The sequence below is a fragment of the Chromobacterium haemolyticum genome (genome assembly GCF_009936155.1).
Classification (GTDB): domain Bacteria; phylum Pseudomonadota; class Gammaproteobacteria; order Burkholderiales; family Chromobacteriaceae; genus Chromobacterium; species Chromobacterium haemolyticum.
Genome location: NZ_AP019312.1, coordinates 1,566,807 through 1,592,725, shown reverse-complemented (window position 1 = coordinate 1,592,725; position 25,919 = coordinate 1,566,807). Strand labels below are relative to the sequence as shown.

The window sequence follows — 25,919 nt, the reverse complement described above, 5'->3', positions numbered from 1 at the left end:
CTAATATAAATAATTGATTTTGCTTGATTATTGCACCACAGCATCGGTATGAATAATTTTACGCATCAAAAAAAGCGATTAGATTCGCCGCCACCGCCTCCCTTATGTTTTTAGCAGCGGCACCCTAAGCCGCGACCACAAAGGAGGATGCAATGAACGAGGACATACTCAAGAAAGTGCAGTCCAATCCCAAATTCAAGGAACTGGTGCACAAGAAAACCAGCCTGGGTTGGCAGCTCACTTTGATCATGCTGGCCATCTATTACGGTTTCATCTTGGTGCTGGCGTTCTCGCCGGCCACGCTGGGCCATCCGATCAGCGCCGGCGCCACCATGACCATAGGCATTCCCATCGGCGTGCTGATCATCATCTCGGCCTTCGTGTTGACCGGCATCTACGTCCGCCGCGCCAACACCGAATTCGACCTGCTCAACCAGCAAATCGTCGAGGAGTCCAAACAATGAAGCAACGCGTCTTGCAACTGGCCTGCGTCGCCGGCGTTCTACTGCCCTCCTTGGCCATGGCGGCCGGGGCCATTGAGGGCGATGTCAAACAACAGGCCACCAACTGGCACGCCATCATCATGTTCCTGCTGTTTGTGGCGTTTACGCTGTGTGTCACCTATTGGGCGGCTCGCCGCACCAAATCCGCCAGCGACTTCTACGCGGCCGGCGGCGGCATCACCGGTTTTCAAAACGGCCTGGCGATCGCCGGCGACTACATGTCCGCCGCGTCCTTCCTCGGCATTTCCGCCATGGTGTTCGAAAAAGGCTACGACGGCCTGATCTACTCGATGGGCTTCCTGGTCGGCTGGCCGGTGATCCTGTTCCTGGTGGCCGAACGCCTGCGCAATCTGGGCAAATACACTTTCGCCGACGTCGCCTCCTACCGGCTGCAACAAACGCCGGTGCGCAGCTTCGCCGCCACCTCCACACTGGTGGTGGTAGCCATCTACCTGATTGCGCAGATGGTGGGGGCTGGCAAGTTGATCCAGCTCTTGTTTGGCATGAGCTACACCTCCGCGGTGCTGATGGTGGGCGTGCTGATGGTGTGCTACGTGCTGTTCGGCGGCATGCTGGCCACCACTTGGGTGCAAATCATCAAGGCGGTGCTGCTGTTGTCCGGCGCCACCTTCATGGCCATCATGGTGCTGGCCACCGTGGGTTTCAGCCCGGAACTGATGTTTGAAAAAGCGGTGGCCGCGCATAGCAAGGGCGTCGCCATCATGGCGCCGGGCAAAACGGATCCCATCGACTCGATCTCGCTGGGTCTGGCGCTGATGTTCGGCACCGCCGGCCTGCCCCACATCCTGATGCGCTTCTTCACCGTGTCCGACGCCAAAGAGGCGCGCAAATCGGTGTTCTTCGCCACCGGCTTCATCGGTTACTTCTACATCCTCACCTTCATCATCGGCTTCGGCGCCATCATGCTGGTGCTGAATCAACCGGGCATGATGGAAACCGTGGTCAAAAACGGCAAATCCGTCACTCAGCTGATCGGCGGCAACAATATGGCGGCGGTGCACTTGGCCGAGGCCGTGGGCGGCGACATGTTCCTGGGCTTCATCTCCGCGGTGGCCTTCGCCACCATCCTGGCGGTGGTGGCCGGCCTGGCGTTGTCCGGCGCCTCCGCGGTGTCGCACGACCTGTACGCCAGCGTGATCAAAAAGGGCAAAGCCAACGAGGCCGACGAAATCCGCGTGTCCAAAATCACCACCGTGGTGCTGGGCGTGGTGGCCATCGTGCTAGGCCTGGTATTCGAGAAGCAGAACATCGCCTTCATGGTGGGCCTGGCCTTCTCCATTGCCGCCTCGGCCAACTTCCCGGTGCTGTTCCTGTCCATGTTCTGGAAAGGACTGACCACGCGCGGCGCGGTGATCGGCGGCTTCATCGGCCTGCTGTCCGCGGTGGTGCTGATCGTTCTGGGGCCGACGGTCTGGGTGGAGGTGCTCAAGCACGAACACGCGGTGTTCCCGTACAAGAACCCGGCCATCTTCTCGATGACCCTGGCCTTCGTTTCCACCTGGCTGATCTCGGTGCTGGACAAATCTCGTCAGGCCGATGAGGAAAAAGCCAAATTCGAAGCTCAGTTCGTGCGCGCGATGACCGGCATCGGCGCATCCGGGGCCTCCAAGCATTGACATTGACATAAGGCCGGGCCGAGGATGTCGGCCTGCCTTAAATACCCCACCGCGCCGCTCCAGCGGTTCCGGAGCGGCGGCATGACAACAAAGCTAATCCAGGAGAAGTTTATGTCCACGCTAGAATCCGTCCTCAAGGAAACCCGCAGCTTTCCGCCTTCCGACGATTTCCGCCAGAAAGCGGCAATCTCCGGAATGGAGGCGTACAACACGCTGTGCGAGCAGGCGGACGCAGATTATCTGTCGTTCTGGGGCGACCTGGCGCGCGACCTGATCACCTGGAAAAAACCGTTCACCCGCGTGTTGGACGACAGCCAGGCGCCGTTCTTCAAATGGTTCGACGACGGTGTGCTGAACATCTCCTACAACTGCCTGGACCGCCACCTGGCGGTCAACGCCAATCGCATTGCGCTGATTTTCGAGGCCGACGACGGCGCGGTCACCCGCGTCACCTACGCCGAATTGCACCGCCGCGTCTGCCAGTTCGCCAACGGCCTGAAGAGCCTGGGCGTGTCCAAGGGCGACCGCGTGGTGATTTACATGCCCATGGTGATCGAAGCCATCGTGGCGATGCAGGCTTGCGCGCGCATCGGCGCCATCCACTCCGTGGTGTTCGGCGGCTTTTCCGCCGGGGCGGTGCGCGACCGCGTCCAGGACGCCGGCGCCAAACTGGTGATCACCGCCAACGAAGGCCTGCGCGGCGGCAAGAGCGTGCCGCTGAAAGCCACGGTGGATGAAGCGCTGGCGATGGGCGGCTGCGACAGCGTCAAACACGTGGTCGCTTATCAGCGCACCCAAAACGCGGTCGCCTGGAGCGAGGGCCGCGACGTATGGTGGCACCAGCTGACCAGCGGCCAGCCGGAGCAATGCGAACCGGAATGGATGAACGCCGAGGATCCGCTGTTCATCCTTTACACCTCCGGCTCCACCGGCAAGCCCAAGGGCATTCAGCACAGCAGCGCCGGCTATCTGCTGGGCGCCGCCAACAGCTTCCGCTGGGTATTCGACTACAAACCCAACGACGTGTTCTGGTGCACCGCCGACGTGGGCTGGATCACCGGCCACAGCTATATTTGCTACGGCCCTTTGGCCAACGGCGCCACTCAGGTGATCTTCGAAGGCGTGCCCACCTATCCGGACGCCTCACGCTTCTGGCGCATGATAGAGCAGCACAAGGTCAGCATTTTCTACACCGCGCCCACCGCCATCCGCTCGCTGATCAAGCTGGGCGCGGACCTGCCCAAGCAGCACGACCTATCCAGCCTGCGCCTGCTCGGCACCGTGGGCGAGCCGATCAACCCCGAAGCCTGGATCTGGTATCACGAAACCGTGGGCGGCGGCCGCTGCCCCATCGTGGACACCTGGTGGCAGACCGAAACCGGCTCCATCCAGATTTCGCCGCTGCCCGGCGCAGTGGCCACCAAACCCGGCTCGTGCACGCTGCCGCTGCCCGGCATCATGGCCGACATCGTCGATGAATCCGGCGCCCAGGTGGACCCTGGCCGCGGCGGTTTCCTGGTGATCAAGAAGCCCTTCCCCAGCCTGGTGCGCACCATCTGGAACGATCCGGAGCGCTTCAAGAAAACCTATTTCCCGGAAGAGTTCAACGGTCAGTACTACCTTGCCGGCGATTCCGCCAACCGCGACGAAAACGGCTATTTCTGGATCATGGGCCGCATCGACGACGTGCTGAACGTTTCCGGCCACCGCCTGGGCACCATGGAGATCGAATCCGCTCTGGTGGCCAACCCGCTGGTGGCCGAGGCCGCCGTGGTCGGCAAGCCGCACGAGGTCAAGGGCGAGGCGGTGGTGGCCTTCGTCGTGCTCAAAGGCGCGCGCCCGCAGGGCGAGGAAGCCAAGAAAGTGGCGGCCGAGCTGAAAAACTGGGTGGCGCACGAGATTGGAAAGATCGCCCAGCCGGACGACATCCGCTTCGGCGAAAACCTGCCCAAGACCCGCTCCGGCAAGATCATGCGCCGCCTGCTGCGCTCCATCGCCAAGGGCGAAGAGATCACCCAAGACGTGTCCACGCTGGAAAACCCGCAGATTCTGGAGCAGCTGCAACATCCGCTGTGATCAAGCCATCGTCCGCCGCACCCGCAGGAGCCGTCGCGCAAGCGACGGCTTTTTCACTCCTTCCGCGCCCTCATCGTCCATCCGGGTGTTGAAGCCATTCGCCGTAGCACCGATAATTAGCGGTTTTTCAAGTGGAATCCGACAGCATGCCCGTTATCCCCCTGGTCGAAAGGATCGACGCCCTGCTGCCCCAGACCCAATGCGGACAATGCAGCCACGCCGGCTGCCGACCGTATGCGGAGGCGCTGGCGGAAGGCCGCGACCCGATCAACCGCTGCCCGCCGGGCGGCGACGACGGCATCCGGGCGCTGGCGGAGCTGCTGGGCCGGGACGTCATTCCCTTCGCCCCCGACGGCCCGCAGCCCAAACCGCGGGCGCTGGCCGTGATACGCGAAGACAGCTGCATAGGCTGTACCCTATGCATCCAGGCCTGTCCGGTGGACGCCATCGTAGGCGCAGCCAAGCAGATGCACACCGTCATCGCCTCCGAATGCACCGGCTGCGAGCTATGCCTCGCTCCCTGTCCGGTGGACTGCATCGACTTGGTTCCGGTGGCCGACCCGGCCGACGGCGAGCGCGATCGCGTGATGGCGCGCGCCGCCCAGGCCCGCATGCGCTACGAACGACGCCAAGCGCGCAAAACGCGCGAACAAGAAGACAAGGCCAGACGCCTGGCCGAGCGCGCCGCGGTAAGCGCCGCATCGCCGCCTCCGACCGCAGCGCCGGTCGCCGCGGCCGGTTCCGCGCCGGCGGCCGACAAAAACGAATTGATCCGCAAGGCGATGGAACGCGCCGCCGCGATGCGCGCCGCCCGCGAACAAGCAGACAAGGACAAGCCGTGAACGCCGTCAAACGCAAAGAAATATTCGCCCGTCTGCGCGACGCCAACCCGCACCCCACCACCGAACTGGAGTACAGCAGCCCGTTCGAACTACTGATCTCGGTGCTGCTGTCGGCGCAAGCCACCGACGTCAGCGTCAACAAGGCCACGCGCCGCCTCTACCCCGTGGCCAACACCCCGGCGGCCATGCTGGCGCTGGGAGAAGAATCGCTGGCGGACTTCATCAAGACCATAGGCTTGTACAAGACCAAGGCCAGAAACGTGATCGCCACTTGTCGTCTGCTGCTGGAAAAGCATGGCGGCGAAGTACCGCAAACCCGCGAGGCCTTGGAGGCGCTGCCCGGCGTCGGCCGCAAAACGGCCAACGTGGTGCTGAACACTGCTTTCGGCCAGCCCACCATCGCGGTGGACACTCATATTTTCAGGGTATCCAACCGCACCCGGATCGCGCCCGGCAAAGACGTGCGAGAAGTCGAGGATAAGCTGGTAAAATACATCCCCGACGAATTCAAAATCGACGCGCATCACTGGCTGATCCTGCTCGGACGCTATATCTGCAAAGCCAGAAAGCCTGAATGCGAGCGCTGCGTCATAGCCGACCTCTGCGAATATCCGGCAAAAACCGTTATGATTAAAGACAACTGAATCAAATACTGGAAAAACTCCGGTTCCGCCCTTATTTTCCGCATAGACATCAACCTAAAAGGATAGCCTGTGACAACGTATCTGCGCACCCTGGTTGGCGCCTTGCTCGCAGCCTCGTTGCTGTCCGGCTGCGACAAGGTCGAGCGCTTCTTCAAAGGCAACTCCCAACCCGCGCCGGTCGCCATTCCCGCACAACAGGATGGCCGCGTCGCCATGCTGCTGCCGGACTTCACTCAATTGGTCACCCGCGACGGACCGGCGGTGGTGAACATCCAGGCCAGCCGCGAAGAAAGCGGCGGCGCCCAAGCCAGCAACCTGCCGATTCCCGTACCGGAAGACGATCCGCTGTACGACTTCTTCCGCCGCTTCATCCCCAATCATCCGCCTCAACGCGAACAGCCGCAGGAAGAAAGCGTCTCCTTCGGCTCCGGTTTCATCATCAGCGCCGACGGCTACATCCTGACCAACGCCCACGTAGTGGCGGACAGCCAGCAGGTCAAAGTCATGCTGACCGACAAGCGCGAGCTGCGCGCCAAGCTGGTGGGCGTGGACAAGCGCACCGACGTGGCGCTGCTGAAAGTGGCGGCGGCGGACCTGCCGGTGGTCAAGATAGGCAGCCCGGCGGACTTGAAGGTCGGCGAATGGGTAGCCGCCATCGGCGCGCCGTTCGGCTTCGACAACACCGTCACGGCCGGCATCGTTTCCGCCAAGGGCCGCAGCCTGCCGGACGAGAACTTCGTCCCCTTCATCCAGACCGACGTGGCGATCAACCCCGGCAACTCCGGCGGCCCGCTGTTCAACCTGCGCGGCGAAGTAGTGGGCATCAACTCGCAGATTTACAGCCGTTCCGGCGGCTTCATGGGCATTTCCTTCGCCATCCCCATCGACTTGGCGATGAGCGTGGTCGATCAGCTCAAGGCCAAGGGCAAGGTCAGCCGCGGCCAGTTGGGCATTAACATCCAGGAAGTCACCCAAGAGCTGGCGCAGTCCTTTGGCCTTCAGCGCCCCAGCGGCGCGCTGGTGGTGCGCGTCGATCCCAAGGGACCGGCCTCTCGCGCCGGCCTGCAAGCCGGCGACATCATCCTGAAGCTGGACGGCAAAGCGATCGAAAGCTCCAAGGATCTCCCGGTGCAGGTTGGTTCCTTGCAACCGGGCACCAAGATCAAGCTGACGGTGTGGCGCAAGGGCGTGGAGAAGGAGCTGGAAGCCACGCTGGCGGAACTCGCTCAGGACGCGCCAAGCACTCAGCAGCCTCAGGAGGAAAACACGCCGCAGGGCTTCCAGTTTGGCAAACTGGGGCTGACGCTGAGCGAACTGACGCCTAATCAGCGTTCGGAGCTGGGCGTGCGCGGCGGCTTGCTGATCCAGAAAGCGCAAGGCCCCGCCGCCCGCTCCGGCCTGCAGGCGGGCGATGTGATCCTGGGCTTGAACCAGGTGGAAGTGTCCACCATCGCCCACTTCGAAAAAGCGTTGGCCAGCGCCAAAGGCCACATCGCCCTGCTGGTGCGGCGCAACGAGGCCGTATTGTTCGTGCCTCTGCGGCTGGAATAACCCCCGCCTCAATACGCAACGCCCAAAGCCGCCGCCAGGCGGCTTTTTCATTTCTCCGGCATATCGCCCGCGCGCTCGCGCTGCTAGGATTAAGCTTTCGCCATCCGCCCACAGGAGAGCCGCCATGGACTTTCACACAGCCGATCTATGCGATCAGTTCGACGAGCAACTACAGGTGTTGACGCCCGCGCTGCAACGCTACGGCGGGCAGACCCGCTTTTACGGCCGCATCGAAACCCTGAAGCTGTTTGAGGACAACAGCCTGGTGCGGGAAGCGCTGAGTCAGAACGGAGCCGGCAAAGTGCTGGTGGTGGACGGCGGCGGCTCGCTGCGTTGCGCGTTGCTGGGCGATCAACTGGGCGTGCTGGCGGTGGCCAACGACTGGGCCGGCGTGGTGATCAATGGTTGCATTCGCGACTCCGCCGCCTTGAACAAGCTGGCGCTGGGCATACGCGCGCTAGGCGTCCATCCGCGAAAATCGGTGAAGCGCGGCGAAGGCCAGCGCAATCTGAGCGTGGAGTTCGGCCAGGTGCGCTTCAGCCCCGGCCACTGGTTGTACGCAGACGAGGACGGGGTGGTCGTCGCGCCGGGCGCGCTCCACCCCGCGCCGTGACGCGAGGGCTTCTTCAGCCCTCTTCGCTCTTGCCCTCGGGAGCGTAAACGCGCGGTTCAAGCCTCGCTGCGTTGATAGATGGGCAGTTCTTGCTGCGCGGCGGGGCTGCCCCAGGGCAGGTGATGCTCCCACCAGATATGTCCGGCCGGCGCCACCCGTTCCGGATGGTCCAGCGAAGACACGGTGATGTCGAGCTCCTCCGGGTCCGATTCGTGGCGGTAAGTCAGGGTGGAGCCGCAATGCGGGCAGAACCCCCGGCTGACCGCCGCCGAGGAGTGATACAGCACCGGTTTTTCACCGCGCCAGTCCAGATCGGCCACGCGAACGGTGAACCAGGTCACGAAGGCCGCGCCGCTGGCTCGGCGGCAGCTTTTGCAATGGCAGTGCACCACATCGTAAGGCTCGGCGCGCAAACGGTAACGCACCGCGCCGCACAGACAACCTCCAGTCAGATTCTGGCTCGCGCTCATGATGCCTCCCTCGCTGCTGGGTTGACGATGGATTAAGAAACGGCCGTCCCCGCCAGCCCAAACCGGCAGTCAGACACCTCCGCTTTTTAAATATGATTCACCGCCGCCGCCAACGACAAGCTCAACCGCCAAATTAAGCGGGCCGCCGCCGCCAAGCTGATGCTGTGCCGCAACAAAACACAACGGCCGCCCTGAGGCGGCCGCTAATGGGCGAAACCGGAGACGGATCAGGCCGCCTGCGTCGGGGTTGCGCCCTTGACCTCGGTCATCTGGTTGTCGGCGTCGACGAATACCAGCTTTGGCTGATGATTCTTCAGCTCCGCGGCCTCGTACTGGGCAAAGGAGGCGATGATCAGCAGATCTCCCGGCGCGGCGCGGCGCGCGGCGGAACCGTTGACCGAGATGGTCCCGGAACCGCGCTCGGCCTTGATCGCGTAGGTGGCGAAACGCTCGCCGTTGGTGACGTTCCAGATCTGCACTTCTTCGTACTCCAGAATATCCGCCGCTTCCAACAGGTTCTCGTCAATGGCGCAGGAACCGATATAGTGCAACTCGCTGTGCGTGGTGGTTACTCGGTGGAGCTTGGATTTGAGCATATTGCGCTGCATGATTGCATCCTTCGTCCGCTGATCAGCGGAACACTTCGATGTTGTCGATCAGGCGGGTGCGCCCCAGTCGGGCGGCCGCCAGCACCACCAGGCGTTTTTCGCCGGCGTGCGCCACCGCCAGGGTGTCGGCCTGGCGAATTTCCACGTAATCCACTATCCAGCCGGCTTGGGCCAGATCGTCGCGCGCGGCCTGTTCCAGCGCCGCGTAGTCATGATCGCCATCCTGCAGCCGCTGCCGTATCTGCTCCAGATTGCGGTACAAACGCGGAGCTTCGGCGCGCTCTTCCGCGCTCAGATAACCATTGCGCGAGGATAGCGCCAGGCCGTCGTCGGCGCGGCCGGTATCTACCGGCACGATCTCGATCGGCGAATTCAGGTCGTCCACCATTGCTCGGATCACATGCAGCTGCTGGAAGTCTTTCTTGCCGAAGCAGGCCAGATCCGGCTGCACGATGTTGAACAGCTTGGTCACCACGGTGGCGACACCGCGGAAGTGGCCGGGGCGGAAAGCGCCGCACAGCTCGTTCTGAATATTCGGCGGCTCCACGTTGAAGTCCTGACGCACACGCGGATACAGCTCCTGCTCCTCGGGGAAGAACAAGGCATCCACGCCGGCAGCGCGCAGCTTATCGCAATCGGCGTCGAAGGTGCGCGGATAGGCGCCGAAGTCCTCGCCCTGGCCAAATTGCAGCCGATTGACAAAGATGCTGACCACGACCTTGTCGGCGCGTTCGCGCGCCGCCTTGACCAGGGCCAGATGCCCTGCGTGCAGATTGCCCATGGTGGGCACGAAGGCGAGCTTGCCCGCCTGGCGACGCCAGGCGCGCATCTCCGCCACGGTACGAATGATTTCCATTATTTGATGTCCTGGGCAGAGCCGATCAGAAAGTATGTTCCGCCGCCGGGAAGGACTTATCCTTCACCGCCTGAACATAGGACTGCACCGCGCCTTGGATGCTGCCGGCCTCAGCCATGAAGTCCTTGACGAAACGCGCCTTCTTGCCCGGGTACACGCCCAGCATGTCGTGCAGCACCAGCACCTGGCCGGACACATCGACGCCGGCGCCAATGCCTATGGTGGGCACGGAAATCGACTCGGTGATCTCGCGCGCCAGTTCCGCCGGCACGCACTCCATCAGCACCAGACTGGCGCCGGCTGCGGCGTGCGCCTTCGCGTCGTTGACGATGCGGCGCGCATCTTCCTCGCTCTTGCCCTGCACTCGATAGCCGCCGAAAGTGTTGACGAACTGCGGCGTCAGGCCAATGTGGGCGCACACCGGCACGCCGCGCTCCACCAGGAAGCGTGTGGTATCGGCCATATAAGCGCCGCCTTCCAGCTTCACCATGTGCGCGCCGGCCTGGATGATGCGGGCGGCGTGGGCGAAGGCCTGCTGCGGGCTTTCCTGATAAGCGCCGAAAGTCATGTCGCCCAGCACCATGGCCTGCTTGGCCCCGCGCGCCACGCAACGCACGTGGTAGAGCATTTCTTCTTCGGCCACCGGCAGCGTGGAGTCTATGCCCTGCACCACCATGCCCAGCGAATCTCCCACCAACAGAATTTCCACCCCGGCTTGCTCCAGCAAGGTGGCGAAGCTGGCGTCGTAACAGGTCAGCATGGCGATCTTTTGCTCTTCCTGAGCCATTTTCTGCAGGGTGTTGACGGTAATTTTCATGCCCGTTCTTCCTCGTTCAGTCGTCCATATCAACCGGCGGGGCGCTTAAAGCCTGTTTACGATCTGCTGCGCATCAGCGATATGGCGTTGAAAACGGTGACGCACCCCTTGTACATTCCGTTTTCTCGGCCGCAAGGCCTTGTCTCACTCTAGCTCGCTAGATCGGCAAACAGGCTCTGAGCGCGCGGCGGCTCAGACGCTCTTGTTGAAATAGTTGCGCTGGCCTCGCGCTTCGCTGATGCAGCGGATCAGCAGTTCGAAGTCCTCGTCTCCATCGACCAGATTCAGGTGATCGGTATTGACGATCAGCAGCGGCGCGGCCTCGTACTGATGGAAAAATTCGCTGTAGGCCTGATGCACGCGCTTCAGATAGCCTTCGGGGAAATTGACTTCGTACTCCGCCGCCCGCGCGGCCACCCGGCTCAGCAGGTTTTCCTCGGACGCCTGCAAATAGATCACCAGATCCGGCACCGGATGTTCCGGCATCGCCAGCGACGCCAGGCGCTTGTACAGCGCCAATTCGGCCTCGTCCAGATTGATCTTTGCGAACAGGGCGTCCTTCTCGAACAGGAAGTCCGACACCAGCGGGCTGGCCAGCAGTTCGCCGTTCAGCATGCTCTTGGCCATATCGGCGCGTTGCAGCATGAAGGACAGTTGGGTGGACAGGCCGTGAGCCGGCAGGTTGCGGTAGAAGCGCGGCAGGAAAGGATTGGCGGCGGGGTCTTCCGCCAGCATGCGCACGCCCCAGTATTCCGACAGCCGGCGCGCCAGAGAGGATTTGCCCGCGCCGATCGGCCCTTCGACCACGACATAACGCAATTGACTCATCGCTCGCTTCCTCTTAGCTAGTTGTTTCGAGACGCTCCACGCCTTGATCGGCGAGTCCGGCGGCCAGTTCGCCGGCCGTGCCCAGCTCCGGCAGCGTCAGATCAGGAGCGATCTCCGCCAGCGGGATCATGACGAAGCCGCGCAAATGCATGCGCGGGTGCGGCAGGGTCAAGTCTTCGTCGCTCTGGGCGACGCCGCTGTAATACAGCAGATCCAGATCCAGCACCCGCGGCGCATTGCGGAAAGTGCGCACCCGACCGAACTCGGCCTCGATCGCCAGCAGCCTGCGCAGTAATTCGCGCGGAGCCAACGCGGTGCCCACTTCCGCAACGGCGTTGATGAAATCCGGTTGATCGGCATAGCCCACCGGCGCGGTGCGGTACAAGGCGGACTGCCGCGTCAACTCGGTATCGGGCAAGGCGGCGATGGCGGCCAGCGCGGCGCGGATTTGCGCCGCCGGCTGTTCAAGGTTGCTGCCCAGCGCGATGAAAGCCTTAGCCACTTAGGCCTCTCCGCCGGATTCGCCCGCGGCTTTGCGGCGATTGGCGGGACGGCGGCGGCGGCGTTTCTTGGCCGGATCCGGCTCGCCGCTGGCCTTGGCGATTTCCAGCAGTTGCTCGCGCTCTTCCTCGTCGGCGCGCTGGAAGTCGTTCCACCAGCCCACCAACTTCATGTCCACCTCGCCGGCTTCTCCGCGCAGCGCGAAGAAATCGTAAGCGGCGCGGAAGCGCGGCTGCTCCAGGAAGCGATAAGCGCGCTGGCCGCTGCGGCTGTCGAAACGCGACTGCAACATCCAGATTTCGCGCATGGTCACGCTGAAGCGGCGCGGAATGGCAAAATCGTTGTCCTGCTCGGACTCCACGTCGGCAATCGCTTGCGCCAGCGCGTACACCGCGCGGTCGCCGGCGTTCAAACGCTTCTGCCAACGCTGATACACCTGCTTCCACAACAGGGTGGCCAGCAGGAAACCCACCGACACGGGCTTGTCGGCGCGGATGCGCTGATCAGTGCTTTCCAGACCCAGCTTCAAGAACAAATCGTCGCCCTTGTCGTCCAGCACTGCGTCCAACAGTGGAAACACACCGCGCGCCATGCCTTCCTCGCGCAGCTTCTTCAGGCAACCGTAGGCTTGGCCGGACATCAGCAGCTTGAGCATTTCATCGAACAGGCGCGCCGGCGGCTCCTTCTTCAGCAGATGAGCGTGGGTGCGGATGGGTTTGCGGGTGGCGTCGTCGATCTCGAAACCCAGCTTGGCCGCCAGGCGCACCGCGCGCAGCATGCGCACCGGGTCTTCCTGATAACGGCGGGCCGGCTGGCCTATCATCACCAGCTTGCGAGCGCGCAAGTCCTTGACGCCGTGGTGATAGTCGATGACGGTTTCGTCGGACGGATCGTAGAACAGCGCGTTCACGGTGAAGTCGCGACGGTGGGCGTCCTCTTCCTGGCTGCCGAAACTGTTGTCCGCCATGATGCGGCCGGTTTCATTGGTGTCGTCCACAGAGCCGCCGCGGAAGGTGGTCACCTCGATGGTTTCCGGCCCCATCATCACGTGGACAATGCGGAAACGCCGGCCAATGATGCGGGAACGGCGGAACACCCGGTGCACTTCCTCCGGCGTTGCGTTGGTGGCAACGTCGAAATCCTTCGGTGACACGCCCAACATCAAGTCGCGCACGGCTCCGCCCACCACATAGGCGGAAAAACCGGCCTCCTGCAGTCGGGTGGTGACTTTCAGCGCAGCGGAGCTGAGCTGGTCTCGGCGGATGCCGTGTTGCGGCAGAGGAATCACGCGCGCCTTGGTGCGGCGCTTGCCCATGCCGGCGGGCAGGTCCAGTACTTTACGGATAAACTTGCGGATCATTATGAGAAAGATAGTCGACTTGGAATGCCAGGATTCGCAAGACTAGTAGGTAGTCAAGCCGGCGATTATATCCCTATTCTTTGCAGAAAATACAATTCGCCGCCATATCCCGCCCCGTGGCCGCCTCCACGGCCGCCAATTGCCCCCTATCGATGATAGGCATACAATCGCTGCCGATTCGCCGACTCCGACAAGACCCCTCCCGTGCGCCCTACTCTCAGCTTTCATCTCCAAACCATTCCCAACGTGCCCGCCATCCGCCAGCTTTATGAGCTGGATGGCGAAATCGGGGAGGCCGACGTCGCCGATTTCGTGCTGCAGCGCTGCCGCGCCCAAAGCGGTACCGACTTCATTCCCTTCCATTTGCACCGCGTGGTTGCCATCGCCGGCGTACTACAACAGGATGGGCACACCCGTCTCGTCCAGCGGCTTGCCGTCGATGCCGGCGACGAAGCCGCGATGCTGGCGGACTGGCTAGCCCTGCTGCGCGACAGCCGGGCGCAGTTGATCAGTTGGGACGGCTCTCGGCTGGACTTGCCGGTGTTGCTCCATCGCGCGCTGGCCTTGGGCTTGCAACTGCCGGAACAGCTCCGCGCCGGCCGGACGCCGGACGCGCATTGCGCGCTAAGCGAGATCCTGAGCGGCGGCCATGCCGAACTGGCCACTCCGTTGGGCGAGCTGGCCCGTCTGTGCGGCCTGCCCGGAGAAGCCGAACTCAACGGCCCTCGGCGCTGGGAACTGTATCGAGCCGGCAACGCCGACGCGCTCGCCGAACACAATGTCCGCCAGGCCGCCAGCTGCCACCTGCTGTGGCTGCGCCAGCAATGGGTGGAAGGCGCGCTGACCCCGGCCACTCATCAGGCCTGTAGACAAAGCTTGCGCGCCGTCATCGCTGCGCAACCGGAGCCGCACTGGCGCGGCTGGCTGGCCGAGTGGCGCGAGGAGGCTGCGCAAGGGGATTGACAGCCAAAAGCCAAAAGCATAGGCTGACATGTATGCGCCGATTTGACACAGCTTGCGGGCGCTTAACAAATGCCAGCTAAAGCGTCAAACCGGTGAACCCGCTTGCGCTCTTAGTCGTAGGCGGGTTTTCTTTTACCCGTACAGGCAGTTAAGCAGACCAATCGCTTCGGATCGATGCATGAGCCGCGCCCCGTTTCCGTTTCGGGCATGCGCGGCAGGCGCCGAGTTAATGACAACTTGCAGGGCGCCCAAAAATCCTGCTAAAGCGTCGCCGGCGAAACCCAGAACCGGCGCGCCAACTGCGACCGAACCCTCTGGAGAACCGCCATGTACGACTGCCTGCAAGATAGCTATACCGATTTCTCTTTTGCCAATTTCGACGCCGTGGGAAGACCTCGCCCCCTTTGCGGCAGCCTGAGCGCCTCTCCGCTCACGCCGGCCGACACCCCCGCCCTGCAACAGCTGGCGGATTTCGCCCATGAGCTGGGCTATGAACTGGAACGCAACGGCGAACAGCTAACCGTACAGGACATTTCGCTGGTGGACGCGCTCAGCATCAACGCACGCTTTGGCGGCGAGTTGCTGATCAGTTGCGATCTGCGCCGCGACCCGCCCGCGCGCTTCTGATCTGGAGGCACCGCGCTCCCGCTCCGCCGGGGGCGCTTCCGCGCGTCCGTCTTGCTCTTGCCGCCCCATTGTCATGGCGCGGCAAAGACAAGGCAGCCCCGCAGCCGGTATAATGGCCAGTTCTCCGAGCTATCCCGCCCTACTCCCATGCTGTTTGAAATCAATCGCGCCCCGCGCGGGGCCGTGCTGCTGGAAGCCCGTCAAATCAGCCGGCTGGCCTTGCCGATGATGATCGCTCAGATCGCGCAGGTGGCCACCGCCTTCGTCGACACCGTGATGGCGGGCCGCGTCAGCACCGACGACCTGGCCGCCGTCTCCCTGGGCGCCAGCGTTTTCATCACCTTCTACGTCACGCTGATGGGCATCGTCACCGCGCTCAACCCCATACTGGCCCACCAGCTGGGGGCCGGCGAGCACGACAAATTCAAGGACACCGCGCGCCAGGGGCTGTGGTTCGGCCTGCTGATCGGCCTCTTGGGCGCGGCGATGATGGTGGCGCTGGAGCCGGCGCTGCGGCTGTGGCTGCACCTGCCGCCGGAAGTGACCGACAAGGTGATGCTGTTCATCACCGGCGCCGCGGTGGGCATGCCGGCGGCGATGACCCACCGCGCGCTGCACGCCTACGCATCCAGCCTGGGCCGCCCCAAGGCCATCATGGTGGTCAGCCTGTTGGCGCTGGCGCTGAACATTCCGCTCAACTATATCCTGATCCACGGCCTCTTCGGCCTGCCCAAGCTGGGCGGCGCCGGTTGCGGCTGGGCCACCGGCATCGTGTTCTGGTTCAACTGCCTGGCCCTGCTCGCCTATGTCAGCTGGCATCGCAATTTCCGCCAGTTCCGCCTACTGGAGCGACTGCGCGGCCCGGATTGGCGCATGTACCGCGGCTTCCTCAAGCTGGGCGTGCCAATCGGCCTGTCCTTCTTCGTGGAAGTCAGCCTGTTCTCCTTCATCGCGCTGCTGATCGCCGAACTGGGCACCGTGGTGGTCGCCACCCATCAATCCGTGCTCAATTTTTCCAGCATCATCTACATGTTGCCGCAAAGCGTGGCCACGGCGATGTCCGTGCGAGTCGGCCATCATGTCGGCGCCGGCGACTACCGCGCCGCCCGCTTCAGCTCCGGAGTAGGCCTGCTGCTGGGTCTGAGCATGGCCTTCTGCGCGATGCTCGCGGTGTTGCTGTTCCGCGAGCCCATCATGCGCATGTACACGCCGGACCCGCGCGTGATCGCGATGGGCTCCACCCTCTTGCTGTTCGCGGCGGTCTACCAGTTGACCGACGCCGCCCAAACCATCGCCTCCGGCGCCTTGCGCGGCTACAAGCTGACCACGGTGCCGATGATTATTCACATTCTGTCGTTCTGGTGCGTTGGCCTGGGTCTGGGCATCACCCTGGGCCTGACTGACTGGCTGACCAAGAAGCCCATGGGCGTATTCGGCTTCTGGACCGCTCTCGTCATCAGCCTGAGCGTGGCCGCGCTGTTCCTGACTCTCTATCTGGCGAGCGAAAGCCGCCGCCGCCTGCATCGACAACTTCAACCGGAACCGGCGCAATGAGCCTGACCTTCAGCCACCACTATCCGCTCAAACCGCTGAACACCTTCGGCATGGACGCGCGCGCGCGCGACTTCTGCCAGCTGGACTCGCTCTCTGATCTGCCTGCGCTGCTGGAAAGCCCGGCCTACCGCGCCGGCCCCGTGCTGTGGCTGGGCGGCGGCAGCAATCTGCTGTTCACCCGCGACTATTCCGGCCTGGTGGTCAAACTGGGGCTGCGCGGCATCCGCCTGCTGGAAGAAAGCGGCGACGATGTGATTGTCGAAGCGGCCGCCGGCGAAAACTGGCATGGCTTCGTGCTCCACACCCTGAGCCAGGGCTGGTACGGACTGGAAAATCTGAGCCTGATCCCCGGCACCGTCGGCGCCAGCCCAATCCAAAACATCGGCGCCTACGGCGTCGAGGCCAAGGACCACATCCATCAGGTGGTCTGCGCCGACCTCGATCACGGCGGCGCCGCACTGACGCTGGACAAGGCCGACTGCCGCTTCGGCTACCGTGACAGCGTGTTCAAACACGATGCCGCCGGCCGACTACTGGTCACCGCGGTGCGTTTCCGCTTATCGCGCACGGCTCGGCTGCGCACCGGCTACGGCGATATCCAGCAAGAACTGAACGCCGCCGGCATCGCCGCGCCCACGCCACAAGACGTCAGCGACGCGGTGATTCGCATCCGTTCCAGCAAACTGCCCAACCCCGCCGAACTGGGCAACGCCGGCAGCTTCTTCAAAAACCCGGTTCTGCCGGCGGAGCAGGCGCAAGCGCTGCTGGCGCTCCATCCCGCGTTGCCGCACTACCCGGCAGCCGACGGCAAGGTCAAGCTGGCCGCCGGCTGGCTGATCGACCAGTGCGGACTGAAAGGCTATCGCGACGGCGACGCCGGCGTGCACGCGCGCCAGGCTCTGGTACTGGTCAATCACGGCGCAGCCAGCGGCGACCAGATGCGCGCGCTGGCCGACAAGGTGCGCGCCGAGGTCCGTCAACGCTTTGGCGTGGAGCTGGAGCCGGAGCCCATCATTCTCTAAACAGCTGGCGCGAAACCCTCGCGCTCTCGACAAAAGGCGAAACGATGAATTCAAGCGTAGATGTGCTGGTATTCGATCTGGGCGGAGTATTGGTGGACTGGAACGGCATCGATCCGCTGGTGCGGCTTTCTCAGGGCAAGCTGAACCCGGAACAGGCCCGGCGCTTCTGGATGGAAACGCCGTGGATCGCCGAACTCGACACCGGTGCCTGCACGCCGGAAGCGTTCAGCGCCGCGATGGCGGAACACCTGGGGCTGGACATCGACGCGACGGAAATGACCGCGCAACTGGACAGCTGGCTGCGCGGCGCCTTCCCCGGCGCGGCGGAGATGCTGGCCCAGCTTGGCGCGCGCCATCGCCTGGCCGTGCTCAGCAACAACAACGCGCTGCACTGGGACAAAATCGAACGTGAATTCGATCTGCTGCACCGTTTCGACCGGCTATTCGCCTCCCATCTGATCGGCCTTCGCAAGCCGGACGACGAGGTATACCGTCATGTACAGCAAGAGTTGGACGTGCCCCCTCACCGCATCGCCTTTTTCGACGACAACATAGAATGCGTGGACGCCGCCCGCCGCGCCGGCTGGCAAGCGTTTCACACCAAGGGCTTGGACCAGGTGCAGGCCGCTCTGCGCGCCAACGGCTGGCTGGACGCCGTCTAGCGCTAGAACAGGCCGCCGGCCTTGCAGAAGATCGCCACCACCGTCAGCAGCCCAATCAGCCAAGACAATGAGCGCAAGCTGGCCTGGTCAGCCAAGTACAACAAGCCGTGCGCAACCCGAGCCGCGATGAAGACCGCGGCGGCGGCATCCAGAAATGCCGGCGGCACATGCATTCCCCACCCCACCAGCACCGCGGCGGCGAAGGTTGGGAACGCCTCCCAGGCGTTCTGCTGCGCCCAATTAGCCCGCTGCCGATAACCGCTGGCCAGGGCCATCGCCTCACGCGGCTTGTGGTTGTCCACCCGCGAACCGGCTTTGGCCACCCCGGCCCAGATCAATGGCAGCAGAGCGGCCAGCAAAAGGCTCCATAACGCGAACGGCATATCATTCTCCTATGTTGATCCAGCCTCGAACAAATGCTGCTTAAGATATTGCGAGTTAAGCGAGACAAGGCCTTGCGCCCAAGGACACGGAATACGCGGTTGGCTCATCGGCATCATGAAGCATGCTCGCCGCCCTCAAGACGAAACGGATGATAAACAGCTTCTCACGGCGCGCGGCGCCTATGCCCCAGATAGCGCCCGTCGTCAAAGGTGGCCACCCATTCCGGCCGGTAAACCACCAGCACCGCGGCCAGCAAACCTGTGGTAAAAGCCTCCGACCATGACAATAAAAAATAGAACGGAAGCGTCTCTTCAAGCAACTGGTCCCAGGGATAGGCGCCGGCCAGCCCCAAGACCAACAAGCCGGACAGGCCGGCGGCGAACATGCCGGCGCCGCCGGCGAGGAAGCCGTTGACGAAGACATAGACAAACAGATTACTGGGCAAAACGCGCTGACTCAAGCGCAGCGCCGCGGCGGACAGAGCCACCGGCGGCAAGATCATGGTCAGATAATTCAGGCCCAGCGCCGGCAAATCGGCCTGCCCGCTCAAGGCCAGCGCCAGCAAGGGTAGCGCCAAGGCCAGCAAGGCCAGCCACGGCCCCATCATCAGGGTGAACAGGCCGGCGCCCAGCAAATGGAAGGACAGGCCCGGCGCCACGCCGCCGCGCAGCAGCCACAAGGCCAGCGCCAGCACGCAGGCGCCCATCCAGGCGTTGCAAGCCGGCAAGGGCAAGCCGCGCCAGGCCACCCGTCGCGCCGCCAGCGCCAACAAAGACAAAGCCGCGCCATTACTCAGCCAAAACGCGACGTCGGGAAAAAATGATGCGGGCAAATCCATGACCTACCTACCGGCTTTATTATCCATTTCGGATGATACCAGAGCGTGCGCACCAACCCGCCTCCATTGGGTACAATGACGTTTTATTGGAGAGTTCCGCATGCCCGCTTTGCCCGCCCCTCACCTGATCGCCCAGCACGTCGCCGCCGCCCTGACCGAAGACATCGGCCGTTGCGACTGGACCGCCCTGCTGATTCCCGAACACAGCGCCGGCGCGGCGCGGGTGGTCGCGCGCGAGCCGGCTACCTTGTGCGGTCAGGCCTGGTTCGACGAATGCTTCCGGCTGGTTGACCCTGATTGCCAGGTGGAATGGCTGGCCGCCGAAGGCGAGCAAGTGGCCGCCGGCGCGGTGCTGTGCAATATCTCCGGCCCGGCGCGCGCGCTGCTGAGCGCGGAGCGCTCCGCGCTCAACTTCCTGCAAACCCTGTCCGCGGTCGCCAGCGAAACCCGCCGCTACGTCGACGCCGTGGCAGGCACCCGCGCCCGGATTCTGGACACGCGCAAGACCATGCCCGGACTGCGACTGGCGCAGAAATACGCGGTGACGGTGGGTGGCGGCGACAATCAGCGCATTGGCCTGTTCGACGGCATCCTGATCAAGGAAAACCACATCATGGCCGCCGGCGGCATCGCCGCCGCGCTGCGGGCCGCGCAACAACTGGCTCCCACCGACGTCAGCCTGCAGATCGAGGTGGAAACGCTGGAACAACTGGAGGAAGCGCTGCGCCATGGCGCCAAGCTGGCGCTGCTGGACAATATGTCGCTGGAGCAAATGCGCGAGGCGGTGCGCTTGACCGCCGGCCGCGCTCTGTTGGAGGCCTCTGGCGGCGTGGACTTCGACACCGTGCGCGCGATTGCGGAAACCGGGGTCGACCGCATTTCCGTGGGCAAGCTGACCAAGGATATCCTAGCCGTCGATCTCTCGATGCGATTCACCGCAGCCTGACGCCCCCGGACCCGCCTGCTGGCGGCGGGTTCCTGTCATACTTCGCCGCCTAGCGCTATAACTGGTTCATAACCCCCAATAACGAGCGTCATGGACTTCAACCTCCGCAAACGGAACAAACGCCCGGCACGCTATGCGATCTGGGGCTCCATTTTCTTCCTGCTAGCGACTCTGGCGTTGGTGGCTCTGGAACTGCTCAACACCTACCAACAGGAAGAGGAAAACGCGCTGCGACAGGCTAACGGCCTCAGTCAATTGCTGGCCGAGCGGCTGGCCGCCGGCGTCAGCGAAGCCGGGCTGATCCTGCAAAACACGAGTCAACTGCCGCAAGTCCAAACCCTGCTGCACACCGGAAAAAGCAGTGAAGACGGACAACAAAAACTGTATCAACAGCTGCAACAGCAACTGCAGCTGGCGCCCTATCTAAGCCGAATCGAAATCATAGACAGCGCCTGTCAGGCCATCTTCACTAGCCGCCAGGCCGCCATCGTGCGGCAGCCGCACAATGAATTCTGCCGCTGGCTGCATAGAAACGAAGACCCGGAAAACAGTTACACCGCCGCCCAACACAACCCCGAGCAACACGGCATCGTTCTGGCCAGCAAGCTGCGCGACGACAGCGGAAATGTCATAGGCATGGCCGCCGGCGTCATCGCCAACAATTTTTTCCAGGACGAAGTCTCTCGCGTCACCGTGGGTGAACACGGGGAAATCCTGGTGCTGGATCAACGCCAGCTGATGGTGGCGCGCTGGCCCAAACCGCCCAAGGGGCTGGAACGGCAGTTCCGGCCGCTCCAGCCGGCCAAACTACTCAGCCGCGACGGCAATCAGGCGCAATTCAGCGCGCCGTCCAATATCGACGGCGTCACCCGCCTGTACAGCCAAAGCCAGACGGGACGCTACCCGTTTCAAGTGGCGGTGGGCATCGCCCGCAAGGATTTCACCCGTTCCGTGCAGGAAAAGGCGACGCTGGCGCTGCTGGGCTGGCTGTTCATCGCCGGCATGACGCTGCTGGCCTTGCGCAATTATCTGTCCAATCTGCGTCAGCACACGCTGCTGAGCCGTAGCACGGACCTGATCCGGCAAAGCGAGGAAGAAGCCAAGCTGATCCTGGACACCGCGCCGCTGGCGCTGCTGTTGGTCAATCCCAAAACACGCCGCATCCAACGTGCCAACGCGCTGGCGCGAGCCATGCTTCAGTTGCCGCCGCGCGCGCCAGGGACCAAGGAAGATTCGGACATTCTCAACCTGCCTTTTCGGCTGCAGCCGCTGGAGCAGTGGCTGGAAGCCGGCCAGGAAATCGAGAGTCAGGAAATGGAGCTGGAACTGGAGGACCACAGCCGGCTCTGGGTCATTGTCTCCCTGCGTCCCTTGGGCGAGCGCACCCCGCCGTCCACCTTAGTGGCGCTCTACGACATCTCCAGCCGCAAACAGCTGGAAGAGCAATTACAGGAAAGCAACCAGCAACTGAGCGAAATGGCGGCCACCGACCCACTGACCCATCTATACAATCGGCGCTACGCCGACATGATGCTGAAAGACGAAATCAGCCGCTGCGAACGCTATGGACAGTCATTGACCATCGCGGTATTCGACATTGACCACTTCAAGCAATTCAACGACCGGCACGGCCATCAGGCTGGCGACAATGTGCTGGTGGCCGTGGCCAACGCGCTGACCGACACCACGCGCAACACCGACATCAGCGCCCGGGTGGGCGGTGAGGAATTCCTGGTGATTTTCCCCTGCACCCGGCTGCGCGACGCGCAAAAAGTGATGGAACGAGTGCAAGTGGTGTTGAGTCAGACACGCTTCCCGCTGGTGGATCAGAGCGTGACCTTCAGCGGCGGCCTAACCGACTGGAGGCCTCACGACACGCCGGAACTGATGCTGGCGCGCGCCGACCGCCTGCTTTACGAAGCCAAGGTCGCGGGCCGCAACATTCTGTTCAATGATCTGGACATGACCTGAACGGCGGCCCATCCTGCCCCGCCACGCCCAAGGCGTCGGACAGCAGCCATAGCATCGCCGCGGTGGCGCCCCAGATGCGGTGGCGCTGCCAGTTCAGCGACAGATAAGCTCGCAGCTGGCCGTCGTCCCCCTGATGGCTGTGGCGCTGATAAGCCCCGGTATCCATCAAAAGCGGCAGCGGCGCCTCGAACACCTCCGCCACCTCTCCCGGTTCCGGGCTGAGTTCGAACGGCGGCAGCACCAATCCCACCACCGGCGTCACCACAAAGCCGGTAATCGTCACATAGTCCGGCAAACGTCCCAGCAGCCGGACATGGCTCTCCGCCAGCCCAGTCTCTTCCCGCGTTTCGCGCAGCGCGGCGCGCTCGGCGGAACCATCGTCCCGCTCCAGCTTGCCGCCCGGAAAGCTGACCTGGCCGGCATGCGCCGGCAGATTTTCAGCGCGCCGGGTCAACAACACCGTCGGCCCCTCGCTATGCCACACCAGCGGCACCAGCACCGCCGCCGGCCGCAGCCCACCATCAGCCTGCCGGAAACTGAAATCGCCCACCCTGCCGGTAAAGTCATAAGCCGAAAGCCGACCGGCGATCCAGTCGGCCGCTTCTCCCGCCTCCATCGACCACATATTATTGTCCCCTGCCGTCATCCACTCGCCGGGCCAACACGCCAGCGGCATCCTTGCTCCATCTTAGGCCAAATCACGACCTCTCTGTCGGCGCCGCCATGGCTATTAACAAAAAACCCGCGCGCCAAACACCTGAACGGCGCCGGCGGATGCGGGCAAAAAAAATGCCAGGCGGCGAGCCTGGCACATGGCTGAGCATTTCTGCTTGAAACACTCTTAACGGCGCATCGAGTCGAAGAACTGCTGGTTCGACTTGGTGGCCTTGATCTTGTCCTGCAGGAATTCCATCGCTTCCAGATCGTCCATCGGGTAGAGCAACTTGCGCAGCACCCAGATCCGCTGCAACTGATCCTGCGGAATCAGTAGTTCTTCGCGGCGAGTGCCCGAGCGGTTGATGTTCAGCGCCGGGAAAATGCGCTTCTCCGCCATGCGGCGCTCCAGATGGATTTCGCTGTTGCCGGTGCCCTTGAATTCTTCGTAGATCACATCGTCCATGCGGCTGCCGGTATCAATCAGCGCGGTGGCGATGATGGTCAGGCTGCCGCCCTCTTCCACATTGCGCGCAGCGCCGAAGAAACGCTTGGGGCGCTGCAGTGCGTTGGCGTCCACGCCGCCGGTCAGCACCTTGCCGGAAGCCGGCACCACGGTGTTGTAGGCGCGAGCCAGGCGGGTAATGGAATCCAGCAGAATCACCACGTCCTTCTTGTGCTCCACCAGGCGCTTGGCCTTCTCGATCACCATCTCGGCCACTTGCACGTGGCGGGTGGCGGGCTCGTCGAAGGTGGAAGACACCACTTCGCCCTTGACCGAACGTTGCATCTCGGTCACTTCTTCCGGACGCTCGTCGATCAACAGGACGATCAGCACCGCTTCCGGATGGTTGGCGGTGATGGCGTGGGCGATGTGTTGCAGCATCACGGTCTTGCCGGACTTCGGCGGCGCCACCAGCAGACCGCGTTGACCCTTGCCGATCGGCGAGATCAGATCAATGATGCGGCCGGTGATGTTCTCTTCGGCGCGGATGTCGCGTTCCAGCTTGAACTGCTCGGTGGGAAACAGCGGCGTCAGATTCTCGAACAGAATCTTATGCTTGGAGTTTTCCGGCGCTTCGCCGTTGACCTTGTCCACCTTGACCAGCGCGAAATAGCGCTCGCCGTCCTTCGGAGTGCGGATCTCGCCTTCGATCGAATCGCCGGTATGCAGGTTGAAGCGACGAATCTGCGACGGGCTGACATAGATGTCGTCCGGGCCGGCCAGATAGGAGGTGTCTGGGCTGCGCAGGAAACCGAAACCGTCCGGCAGCACTTCCAGGGTACCTTCGCCGAAAATGCTCTCGCCTTTTTTGGCCTGGTTTTTCAGCAAGGCGAAGATCAAATCCTGCTTGCGCAGTCGATTGGCCCCGTCGATCTCGTTGGAAATGGCCATTTCAACGAGTTCGGAAACATGAAGATGTTTTAGATCAGATAAGTGCATAGCAGCCGTAGGTCGACTCGGTAACGATTTAGCGGAACGCTGAATTCGGAGGGTGGCGTAAAAATGGAACGGGCAACGCGTCTATCGCTACCCGTTTTGAGATTTTGCTGGAGAATAGACGCTTTACAGTTGGCTGTCAATGAAGGCGGTCAACTGGCTCTTGGCCAGCGCGCCCACCTTGGTGGCGGCAACCTGGCCGTCTTTGAAAATCATCAGCGTCGGGATGCCGCGAATGCCGAATTTCGGCGGCGTCAGTTCGTTTTGGTCGATGTTCAGCTTCACCACTTTCAGGCGGCCTTCGTATTCCTTGGCCACTTCGTCCAGGATGGGAGCGATCATCTTGCACGGACCACACCACTCGGCCCAATAATCGACCAGCACCGGCAGGTCGGCTTTCAGAACATCGGTATCGAAACTGTCATCGCTTACGTGGTGGATGAGATCGCTCATGGTTTCCTCGCTAAATATTTTGGTGGTGCATCTACTGCAATTGATGTGTGATGGTAGCAAGCGCGGAGTGCCGGAGCAACCGGAAATCCGGAGCGCGCCGCCGGGTTCGCTCTTCGTTCTTCCCTTATATACCACCTGGAACCACTTGACCTGGCCGACAATGCCGCTGCTGAAACGCCCAGGCTTCGGTATAATGCGCAGCTGTTTATTCCGAGAAGGACTCCAAATGGGCTTTCTGCAAGGCAAAAAGATTCTGATTACCGGCATGATCTCCAACCGCTCCATCGCTTACGGCATTGCCCAGGCCTGTCATCGCGAAGGCGCGGAACTGGCGTTCACCTATGTGGTGGACAAACTGGAAGACCGCGTGCGCGAAATGGCCGCGGACTTCGGTTCCAAGCTGGTTTTCCGCTGCGACGTGCAGAACGACGAAGAAATCAATAAATTGTTCGCCGACCTCGGCAAGGAATGGGACGGCCTGGACGGCCTGGTGCACGCCATCGCCTTCGCCCCGCGCGAATCGCTGGAAGGCGACTTTTTGGATGCGCTGAGCCGCGAAGCTTTCCAGACCGCGCACGATGTGTCCGCCTATAGTTTCCCGGCGCTGGCCAAGGCCGCGCGCCCGATGATGCAAGGCCGCAACGCCGCCCTGCTGACCCTGTCCTACTTGGGCGCGGTGCGAGCCATCCCGAATTACAACGTGATGGGCCTGGCCAAAGCCAGCCTGGAAGCCTCGGTGCGCTTCATGGCCGCCAGCCTGGGCAAGGACGGTATCCGCGTCAACGGCATTTCCGCGGGCCCGATCAAGACCCTGGCCGCCGCCGGCATTTCCGGCTTCTCCAAACTGCTGGCCATGGCCGCCGGACAGTCCTGTCTGCGCCGCAACGTCACCACCGAGGAAGTGGGCAATACCGCCGCTTTCCTGTTGTCCAATCTGTCCTCCGGCATTACCGGTGAAATCACTTATGTCGACGCTGGCTTCAGCATCAACTCGCTGAACGTTCCGGAAGCCTGATTCAATCGCCGCCATATCGAAATGGACCCGCCGGGTCCATTTTTTTATCCTTGCCGATAAACCGCCACACCGTCATTTGCTCC

Annotated in this window: 27 protein-coding genes; 15 read left to right on the top strand and 12 right to left on the bottom strand. The window is 62.8% G+C overall.

From position 1 onward, the window contains the following. Positions 1 to 152 precede the first annotated feature (152 nt). The 7 genes from GYH29_RS07445 (at position 153) to rraA (ending at position 7,866) form a co-directional block, all read left to right on the top strand. On the top strand, positions 153 to 464 hold the full coding sequence (locus GYH29_RS07445; protein WP_019104526.1) for a DUF485 domain-containing protein: 312 nt from the start codon (positions 153 to 155) through the stop codon (positions 462 to 464). After that, complete coding sequence (locus tag GYH29_RS07440) at positions 461 to 2,140, top strand: cation acetate symporter (RefSeq protein ID WP_019104527.1); 1,680 nt, start codon at positions 461 to 463, stop codon at positions 2,138 to 2,140. The genes GYH29_RS07445 and GYH29_RS07440 overlap by 4 nt, the downstream gene beginning before the upstream one ends. Before the next feature lie 111 nt (positions 2,141 to 2,251). Next, complete coding sequence (acs, locus tag GYH29_RS07435) at positions 2,252 to 4,216, top strand: acetate--CoA ligase (RefSeq protein ID WP_019104528.1); 1,965 nt, start codon at positions 2,252 to 2,254, stop codon at positions 4,214 to 4,216. A 131-nt stretch (positions 4,217 to 4,347) separates the two neighbouring features. Next, the gene (gene rsxB / locus GYH29_RS07430) at positions 4,348 to 5,058 is read left to right on the top strand and encodes an electron transport complex subunit RsxB (protein ID WP_269473802.1); all 711 of its coding nucleotides are present in this window, start codon (positions 4,348 to 4,350) and stop codon (positions 5,056 to 5,058) included. Beyond that, entirely contained in the window at positions 5,055 to 5,702 is a 648-nt protein-coding gene (nth, locus tag GYH29_RS07425) for an endonuclease III (protein ID WP_161523441.1), read from the top strand. The genes rsxB and nth overlap by 4 nt, the downstream gene beginning before the upstream one ends. A 69-nt stretch (positions 5,703 to 5,771) precedes the next feature. Beyond that, positions 5,772 to 7,253 (top strand): DegQ family serine endoprotease, encoded by a 1,482-nt coding sequence (locus GYH29_RS07420; RefSeq protein WP_043633755.1) that lies wholly within the window; start codon positions 5,772 to 5,774, stop codon positions 7,251 to 7,253. A gap of 124 nt (positions 7,254 to 7,377) precedes the next feature. Further along, complete coding sequence (gene rraA / locus GYH29_RS07415) at positions 7,378 to 7,866, top strand: ribonuclease E activity regulator RraA (protein WP_019104532.1); 489 nt, start codon at positions 7,378 to 7,380, stop codon at positions 7,864 to 7,866. Between the two features lie 56 nt (positions 7,867 to 7,922). Here the strand turns inward: rraA and GYH29_RS07410 are convergent, their stop codons facing one another. From GYH29_RS07410 to pcnB, 7 genes are all read right to left on the bottom strand, one after another. Continuing rightward, positions 7,923 to 8,336 carry a GFA family protein gene (locus tag GYH29_RS07410; RefSeq protein WP_019104533.1) on the bottom strand — a complete coding sequence of 138 codons (414 nt, stop codon included), beginning with the start codon at positions 8,334 to 8,336 and terminating at the stop codon, positions 7,923 to 7,925. A gap of 227 nt (positions 8,337 to 8,563) precedes the next feature. Continuing rightward, positions 8,564 to 8,944, bottom strand: a complete 381-nt coding sequence (gene panD, locus GYH29_RS07405) for an aspartate 1-decarboxylase (RefSeq protein ID WP_019104534.1) — start codon at positions 8,942 to 8,944, stop codon at positions 8,564 to 8,566. 22 nt (positions 8,945 to 8,966) lie between these two features. Beyond that, a complete protein-coding gene (panC, locus tag GYH29_RS07400) occupies positions 8,967 to 9,800 on the bottom strand; it encodes a pantoate--beta-alanine ligase (protein ID WP_019104535.1) in 834 nt (277 codons plus the stop codon). Positions 9,801 to 9,825: 25 nt separating this feature from the next. Then, on the bottom strand, positions 9,826 to 10,617 hold the full coding sequence (gene panB, locus GYH29_RS07395; RefSeq protein ID WP_043633760.1) for a 3-methyl-2-oxobutanoate hydroxymethyltransferase: 792 nt from the start codon (positions 10,615 to 10,617) through the stop codon (positions 9,826 to 9,828). A 192-nt stretch (positions 10,618 to 10,809) separates the two neighbouring features. Then, positions 10,810 to 11,445 carry a deoxynucleoside kinase gene (locus GYH29_RS07390; RefSeq protein WP_019104537.1) on the bottom strand — a complete coding sequence of 212 codons (636 nt, stop codon included), beginning with the start codon at positions 11,443 to 11,445 and terminating at the stop codon, positions 10,810 to 10,812. Between the two features lie 13 nt (positions 11,446 to 11,458). Then, complete coding sequence (gene folK, locus GYH29_RS07385) at positions 11,459 to 11,947, bottom strand: 2-amino-4-hydroxy-6-hydroxymethyldihydropteridine diphosphokinase (RefSeq protein WP_081576258.1); 489 nt, start codon at positions 11,945 to 11,947, stop codon at positions 11,459 to 11,461. Next, positions 11,948 to 13,306 carry a polynucleotide adenylyltransferase PcnB gene (pcnB, locus tag GYH29_RS07380; protein WP_043591604.1) on the bottom strand — a complete coding sequence of 453 codons (1,359 nt, stop codon included), beginning with the start codon at positions 13,304 to 13,306 and terminating at the stop codon, positions 11,948 to 11,950. 204 nt (positions 13,307 to 13,510) lie between these two features. On the opposite strand from pcnB, the gene GYH29_RS07375 reads away from it, so the two are divergent. The 5 genes from GYH29_RS07375 to GYH29_RS07355 all read left to right on the top strand — a co-directional run bounded on the left by GYH29_RS07375 (position 13,511) and on the right by GYH29_RS07355 (position 18,134). Next, positions 13,511 to 14,269: a hypothetical protein gene (locus tag GYH29_RS07375; protein ID WP_118266907.1), complete on the top strand. Its 759-nt coding sequence runs from the start codon at positions 13,511 to 13,513 to the stop codon at positions 14,267 to 14,269. Positions 14,270 to 14,596: 327 nt separating this feature from the next. Continuing rightward, on the top strand, positions 14,597 to 14,896 hold the full coding sequence (locus GYH29_RS07370) for a hypothetical protein (RefSeq protein ID WP_019104541.1): 300 nt from the start codon (positions 14,597 to 14,599) through the stop codon (positions 14,894 to 14,896). Positions 14,897 to 15,043: 147 nt separating this feature from the next. Further along, entirely contained in the window at positions 15,044 to 16,450 is a 1,407-nt protein-coding gene (locus GYH29_RS07365) for an MATE family efflux transporter (protein WP_161523440.1), read from the top strand. Continuing rightward, positions 16,447 to 17,472 (top strand): UDP-N-acetylmuramate dehydrogenase, encoded by a 1,026-nt coding sequence (gene murB / locus GYH29_RS07360; protein ID WP_043633778.1) that lies wholly within the window; start codon positions 16,447 to 16,449, stop codon positions 17,470 to 17,472. Before GYH29_RS07365 ends, murB begins: the two co-directional genes overlap by 4 nt. 44 nt (positions 17,473 to 17,516) lie before the next feature. Further along, the gene (locus GYH29_RS07355; protein WP_019104544.1) at positions 17,517 to 18,134 is read left to right on the top strand and encodes an HAD family hydrolase; all 618 of its coding nucleotides are present in this window, start codon (positions 17,517 to 17,519) and stop codon (positions 18,132 to 18,134) included. Between the two features lie 2 nt (positions 18,135 to 18,136). Here the strand turns inward: GYH29_RS07355 and GYH29_RS07350 are convergent, their stop codons facing one another. After that, the gene (locus tag GYH29_RS07350) at positions 18,137 to 18,517 is read right to left on the bottom strand and encodes an MAPEG family protein (RefSeq protein WP_019104545.1); all 381 of its coding nucleotides are present in this window, start codon (positions 18,515 to 18,517) and stop codon (positions 18,137 to 18,139) included. Between the two features lie 164 nt (positions 18,518 to 18,681). Beyond that, positions 18,682 to 19,356 carry an energy-coupling factor ABC transporter permease gene (locus tag GYH29_RS07345; protein ID WP_081576255.1) on the bottom strand — a complete coding sequence of 225 codons (675 nt, stop codon included), beginning with the start codon at positions 19,354 to 19,356 and terminating at the stop codon, positions 18,682 to 18,684. A 100-nt stretch (positions 19,357 to 19,456) separates the two neighbouring features. Between GYH29_RS07345 and nadC the strand changes: the two genes are divergently transcribed. Both nadC and GYH29_RS07335 read left to right on the top strand, forming a co-directional pair. After that, on the top strand, positions 19,457 to 20,302 hold the full coding sequence (gene nadC / locus GYH29_RS07340; protein WP_081576254.1) for a carboxylating nicotinate-nucleotide diphosphorylase: 846 nt from the start codon (positions 19,457 to 19,459) through the stop codon (positions 20,300 to 20,302). A gap of 90 nt (positions 20,303 to 20,392) precedes the next feature. Next, on the top strand, positions 20,393 to 22,273 hold the full coding sequence (locus GYH29_RS07335; protein WP_019104548.1) for a sensor domain-containing diguanylate cyclase: 1,881 nt from the start codon (positions 20,393 to 20,395) through the stop codon (positions 22,271 to 22,273). On the opposite strand, the gene GYH29_RS07330 is transcribed toward GYH29_RS07335, so the two are convergent. The 3 genes from GYH29_RS07330 to trxA all read right to left on the bottom strand — a co-directional run bounded on the left by GYH29_RS07330 (position 22,251) and on the right by trxA (position 24,821). Then, complete coding sequence (locus GYH29_RS07330) at positions 22,251 to 22,949, bottom strand: CoA pyrophosphatase (RefSeq protein ID WP_019104549.1); 699 nt, start codon at positions 22,947 to 22,949, stop codon at positions 22,251 to 22,253. The two genes, GYH29_RS07335 and GYH29_RS07330, sit on opposite strands and share 23 nt — an antisense overlap. 165 nt (positions 22,950 to 23,114) lie before the next feature. Then, a complete protein-coding gene (rho, locus tag GYH29_RS07325) occupies positions 23,115 to 24,371 on the bottom strand; it encodes a transcription termination factor Rho (RefSeq protein ID WP_043591613.1) in 1,257 nt (418 codons plus the stop codon). Between the two features lie 123 nt (positions 24,372 to 24,494). Then, positions 24,495 to 24,821 carry a thioredoxin TrxA gene (trxA, locus tag GYH29_RS07320; protein WP_039755088.1) on the bottom strand — a complete coding sequence of 109 codons (327 nt, stop codon included), beginning with the start codon at positions 24,819 to 24,821 and terminating at the stop codon, positions 24,495 to 24,497. A 226-nt stretch (positions 24,822 to 25,047) separates the two neighbouring features. Here trxA and fabI point away from each other — a divergent pair, with 226 nt between their 5' ends. After that, positions 25,048 to 25,836, top strand: a complete 789-nt coding sequence (fabI, locus tag GYH29_RS07315; RefSeq protein ID WP_043591772.1) for an enoyl-ACP reductase FabI — start codon at positions 25,048 to 25,050, stop codon at positions 25,834 to 25,836. Positions 25,837 to 25,919: the final 83 nt, after the last annotated feature.

Coding starts and splice junctions, on each gene's coding strand:
- GYH29_RS07445 (WP_019104526.1), top strand. CDS start 153: ATGAACGAGGACATACTCAAGAAAGTGCAGTCCAATCCCAAATTCAAG.
- GYH29_RS07440 (WP_019104527.1), top strand. CDS start 461: ATGAAGCAACGCGTCTTGCAACTGGCCTGCGTCGCCGGCGTTCTACTG.
- acs (WP_019104528.1), top strand. CDS start 2,252: ATGTCCACGCTAGAATCCGTCCTCAAGGAAACCCGCAGCTTTCCGCCT.
- rraA (WP_019104532.1), top strand. CDS start 7,378: ATGGACTTTCACACAGCCGATCTATGCGATCAGTTCGACGAGCAACTA.
- GYH29_RS07410 (WP_019104533.1), bottom strand. CDS start 8,336: ATGAGCGCGAGCCAGAATCTGACTGGAGGTTGTCTGTGCGGCGCGGTG.
- panD (WP_019104534.1), bottom strand. CDS start 8,944: ATGCAGCGCAATATGCTCAAATCCAAGCTCCACCGAGTAACCACCACG.
- panC (WP_019104535.1), bottom strand. CDS start 9,800: ATGGAAATCATTCGTACCGTGGCGGAGATGCGCGCCTGGCGTCGCCAG.
- panB (WP_043633760.1), bottom strand. CDS start 10,617: ATGAAAATTACCGTCAACACCCTGCAGAAAATGGCTCAGGAAGAGCAA.
- GYH29_RS07390 (WP_019104537.1), bottom strand. CDS start 11,445: ATGAGTCAATTGCGTTATGTCGTGGTCGAAGGGCCGATCGGCGCGGGC.
- pcnB (WP_043591604.1), bottom strand. CDS start 13,306: ATGATCCGCAAGTTTATCCGTAAAGTACTGGACCTGCCCGCCGGCATG.
- GYH29_RS07370 (WP_019104541.1), top strand. CDS start 14,597: ATGTACGACTGCCTGCAAGATAGCTATACCGATTTCTCTTTTGCCAAT.
- GYH29_RS07365 (WP_161523440.1), top strand. CDS start 15,044: ATGCTGTTTGAAATCAATCGCGCCCCGCGCGGGGCCGTGCTGCTGGAA.
- murB (WP_043633778.1), top strand. CDS start 16,447: ATGAGCCTGACCTTCAGCCACCACTATCCGCTCAAACCGCTGAACACC.
- GYH29_RS07355 (WP_019104544.1), top strand. CDS start 17,517: ATGAATTCAAGCGTAGATGTGCTGGTATTCGATCTGGGCGGAGTATTG.
- GYH29_RS07350 (WP_019104545.1), bottom strand. CDS start 18,517: ATGCCGTTCGCGTTATGGAGCCTTTTGCTGGCCGCTCTGCTGCCATTG.
- GYH29_RS07345 (WP_081576255.1), bottom strand. CDS start 19,356: ATGGATTTGCCCGCATCATTTTTTCCCGACGTCGCGTTTTGGCTGAGT.
- nadC (WP_081576254.1), top strand. CDS start 19,457: ATGCCCGCTTTGCCCGCCCCTCACCTGATCGCCCAGCACGTCGCCGCC.
- GYH29_RS07335 (WP_019104548.1), top strand. CDS start 20,393: ATGGACTTCAACCTCCGCAAACGGAACAAACGCCCGGCACGCTATGCG.
- GYH29_RS07330 (WP_019104549.1), bottom strand. CDS start 22,949: ATGCCGCTGGCGTGTTGGCCCGGCGAGTGGATGACGGCAGGGGACAAT.
- rho (WP_043591613.1), bottom strand. CDS start 24,371: ATGCACTTATCTGATCTAAAACATCTTCATGTTTCCGAACTCGTTGAA.
- trxA (WP_039755088.1), bottom strand. CDS start 24,821: ATGAGCGATCTCATCCACCACGTAAGCGATGACAGTTTCGATACCGAT.
- fabI (WP_043591772.1), top strand. CDS start 25,048: ATGGGCTTTCTGCAAGGCAAAAAGATTCTGATTACCGGCATGATCTCC.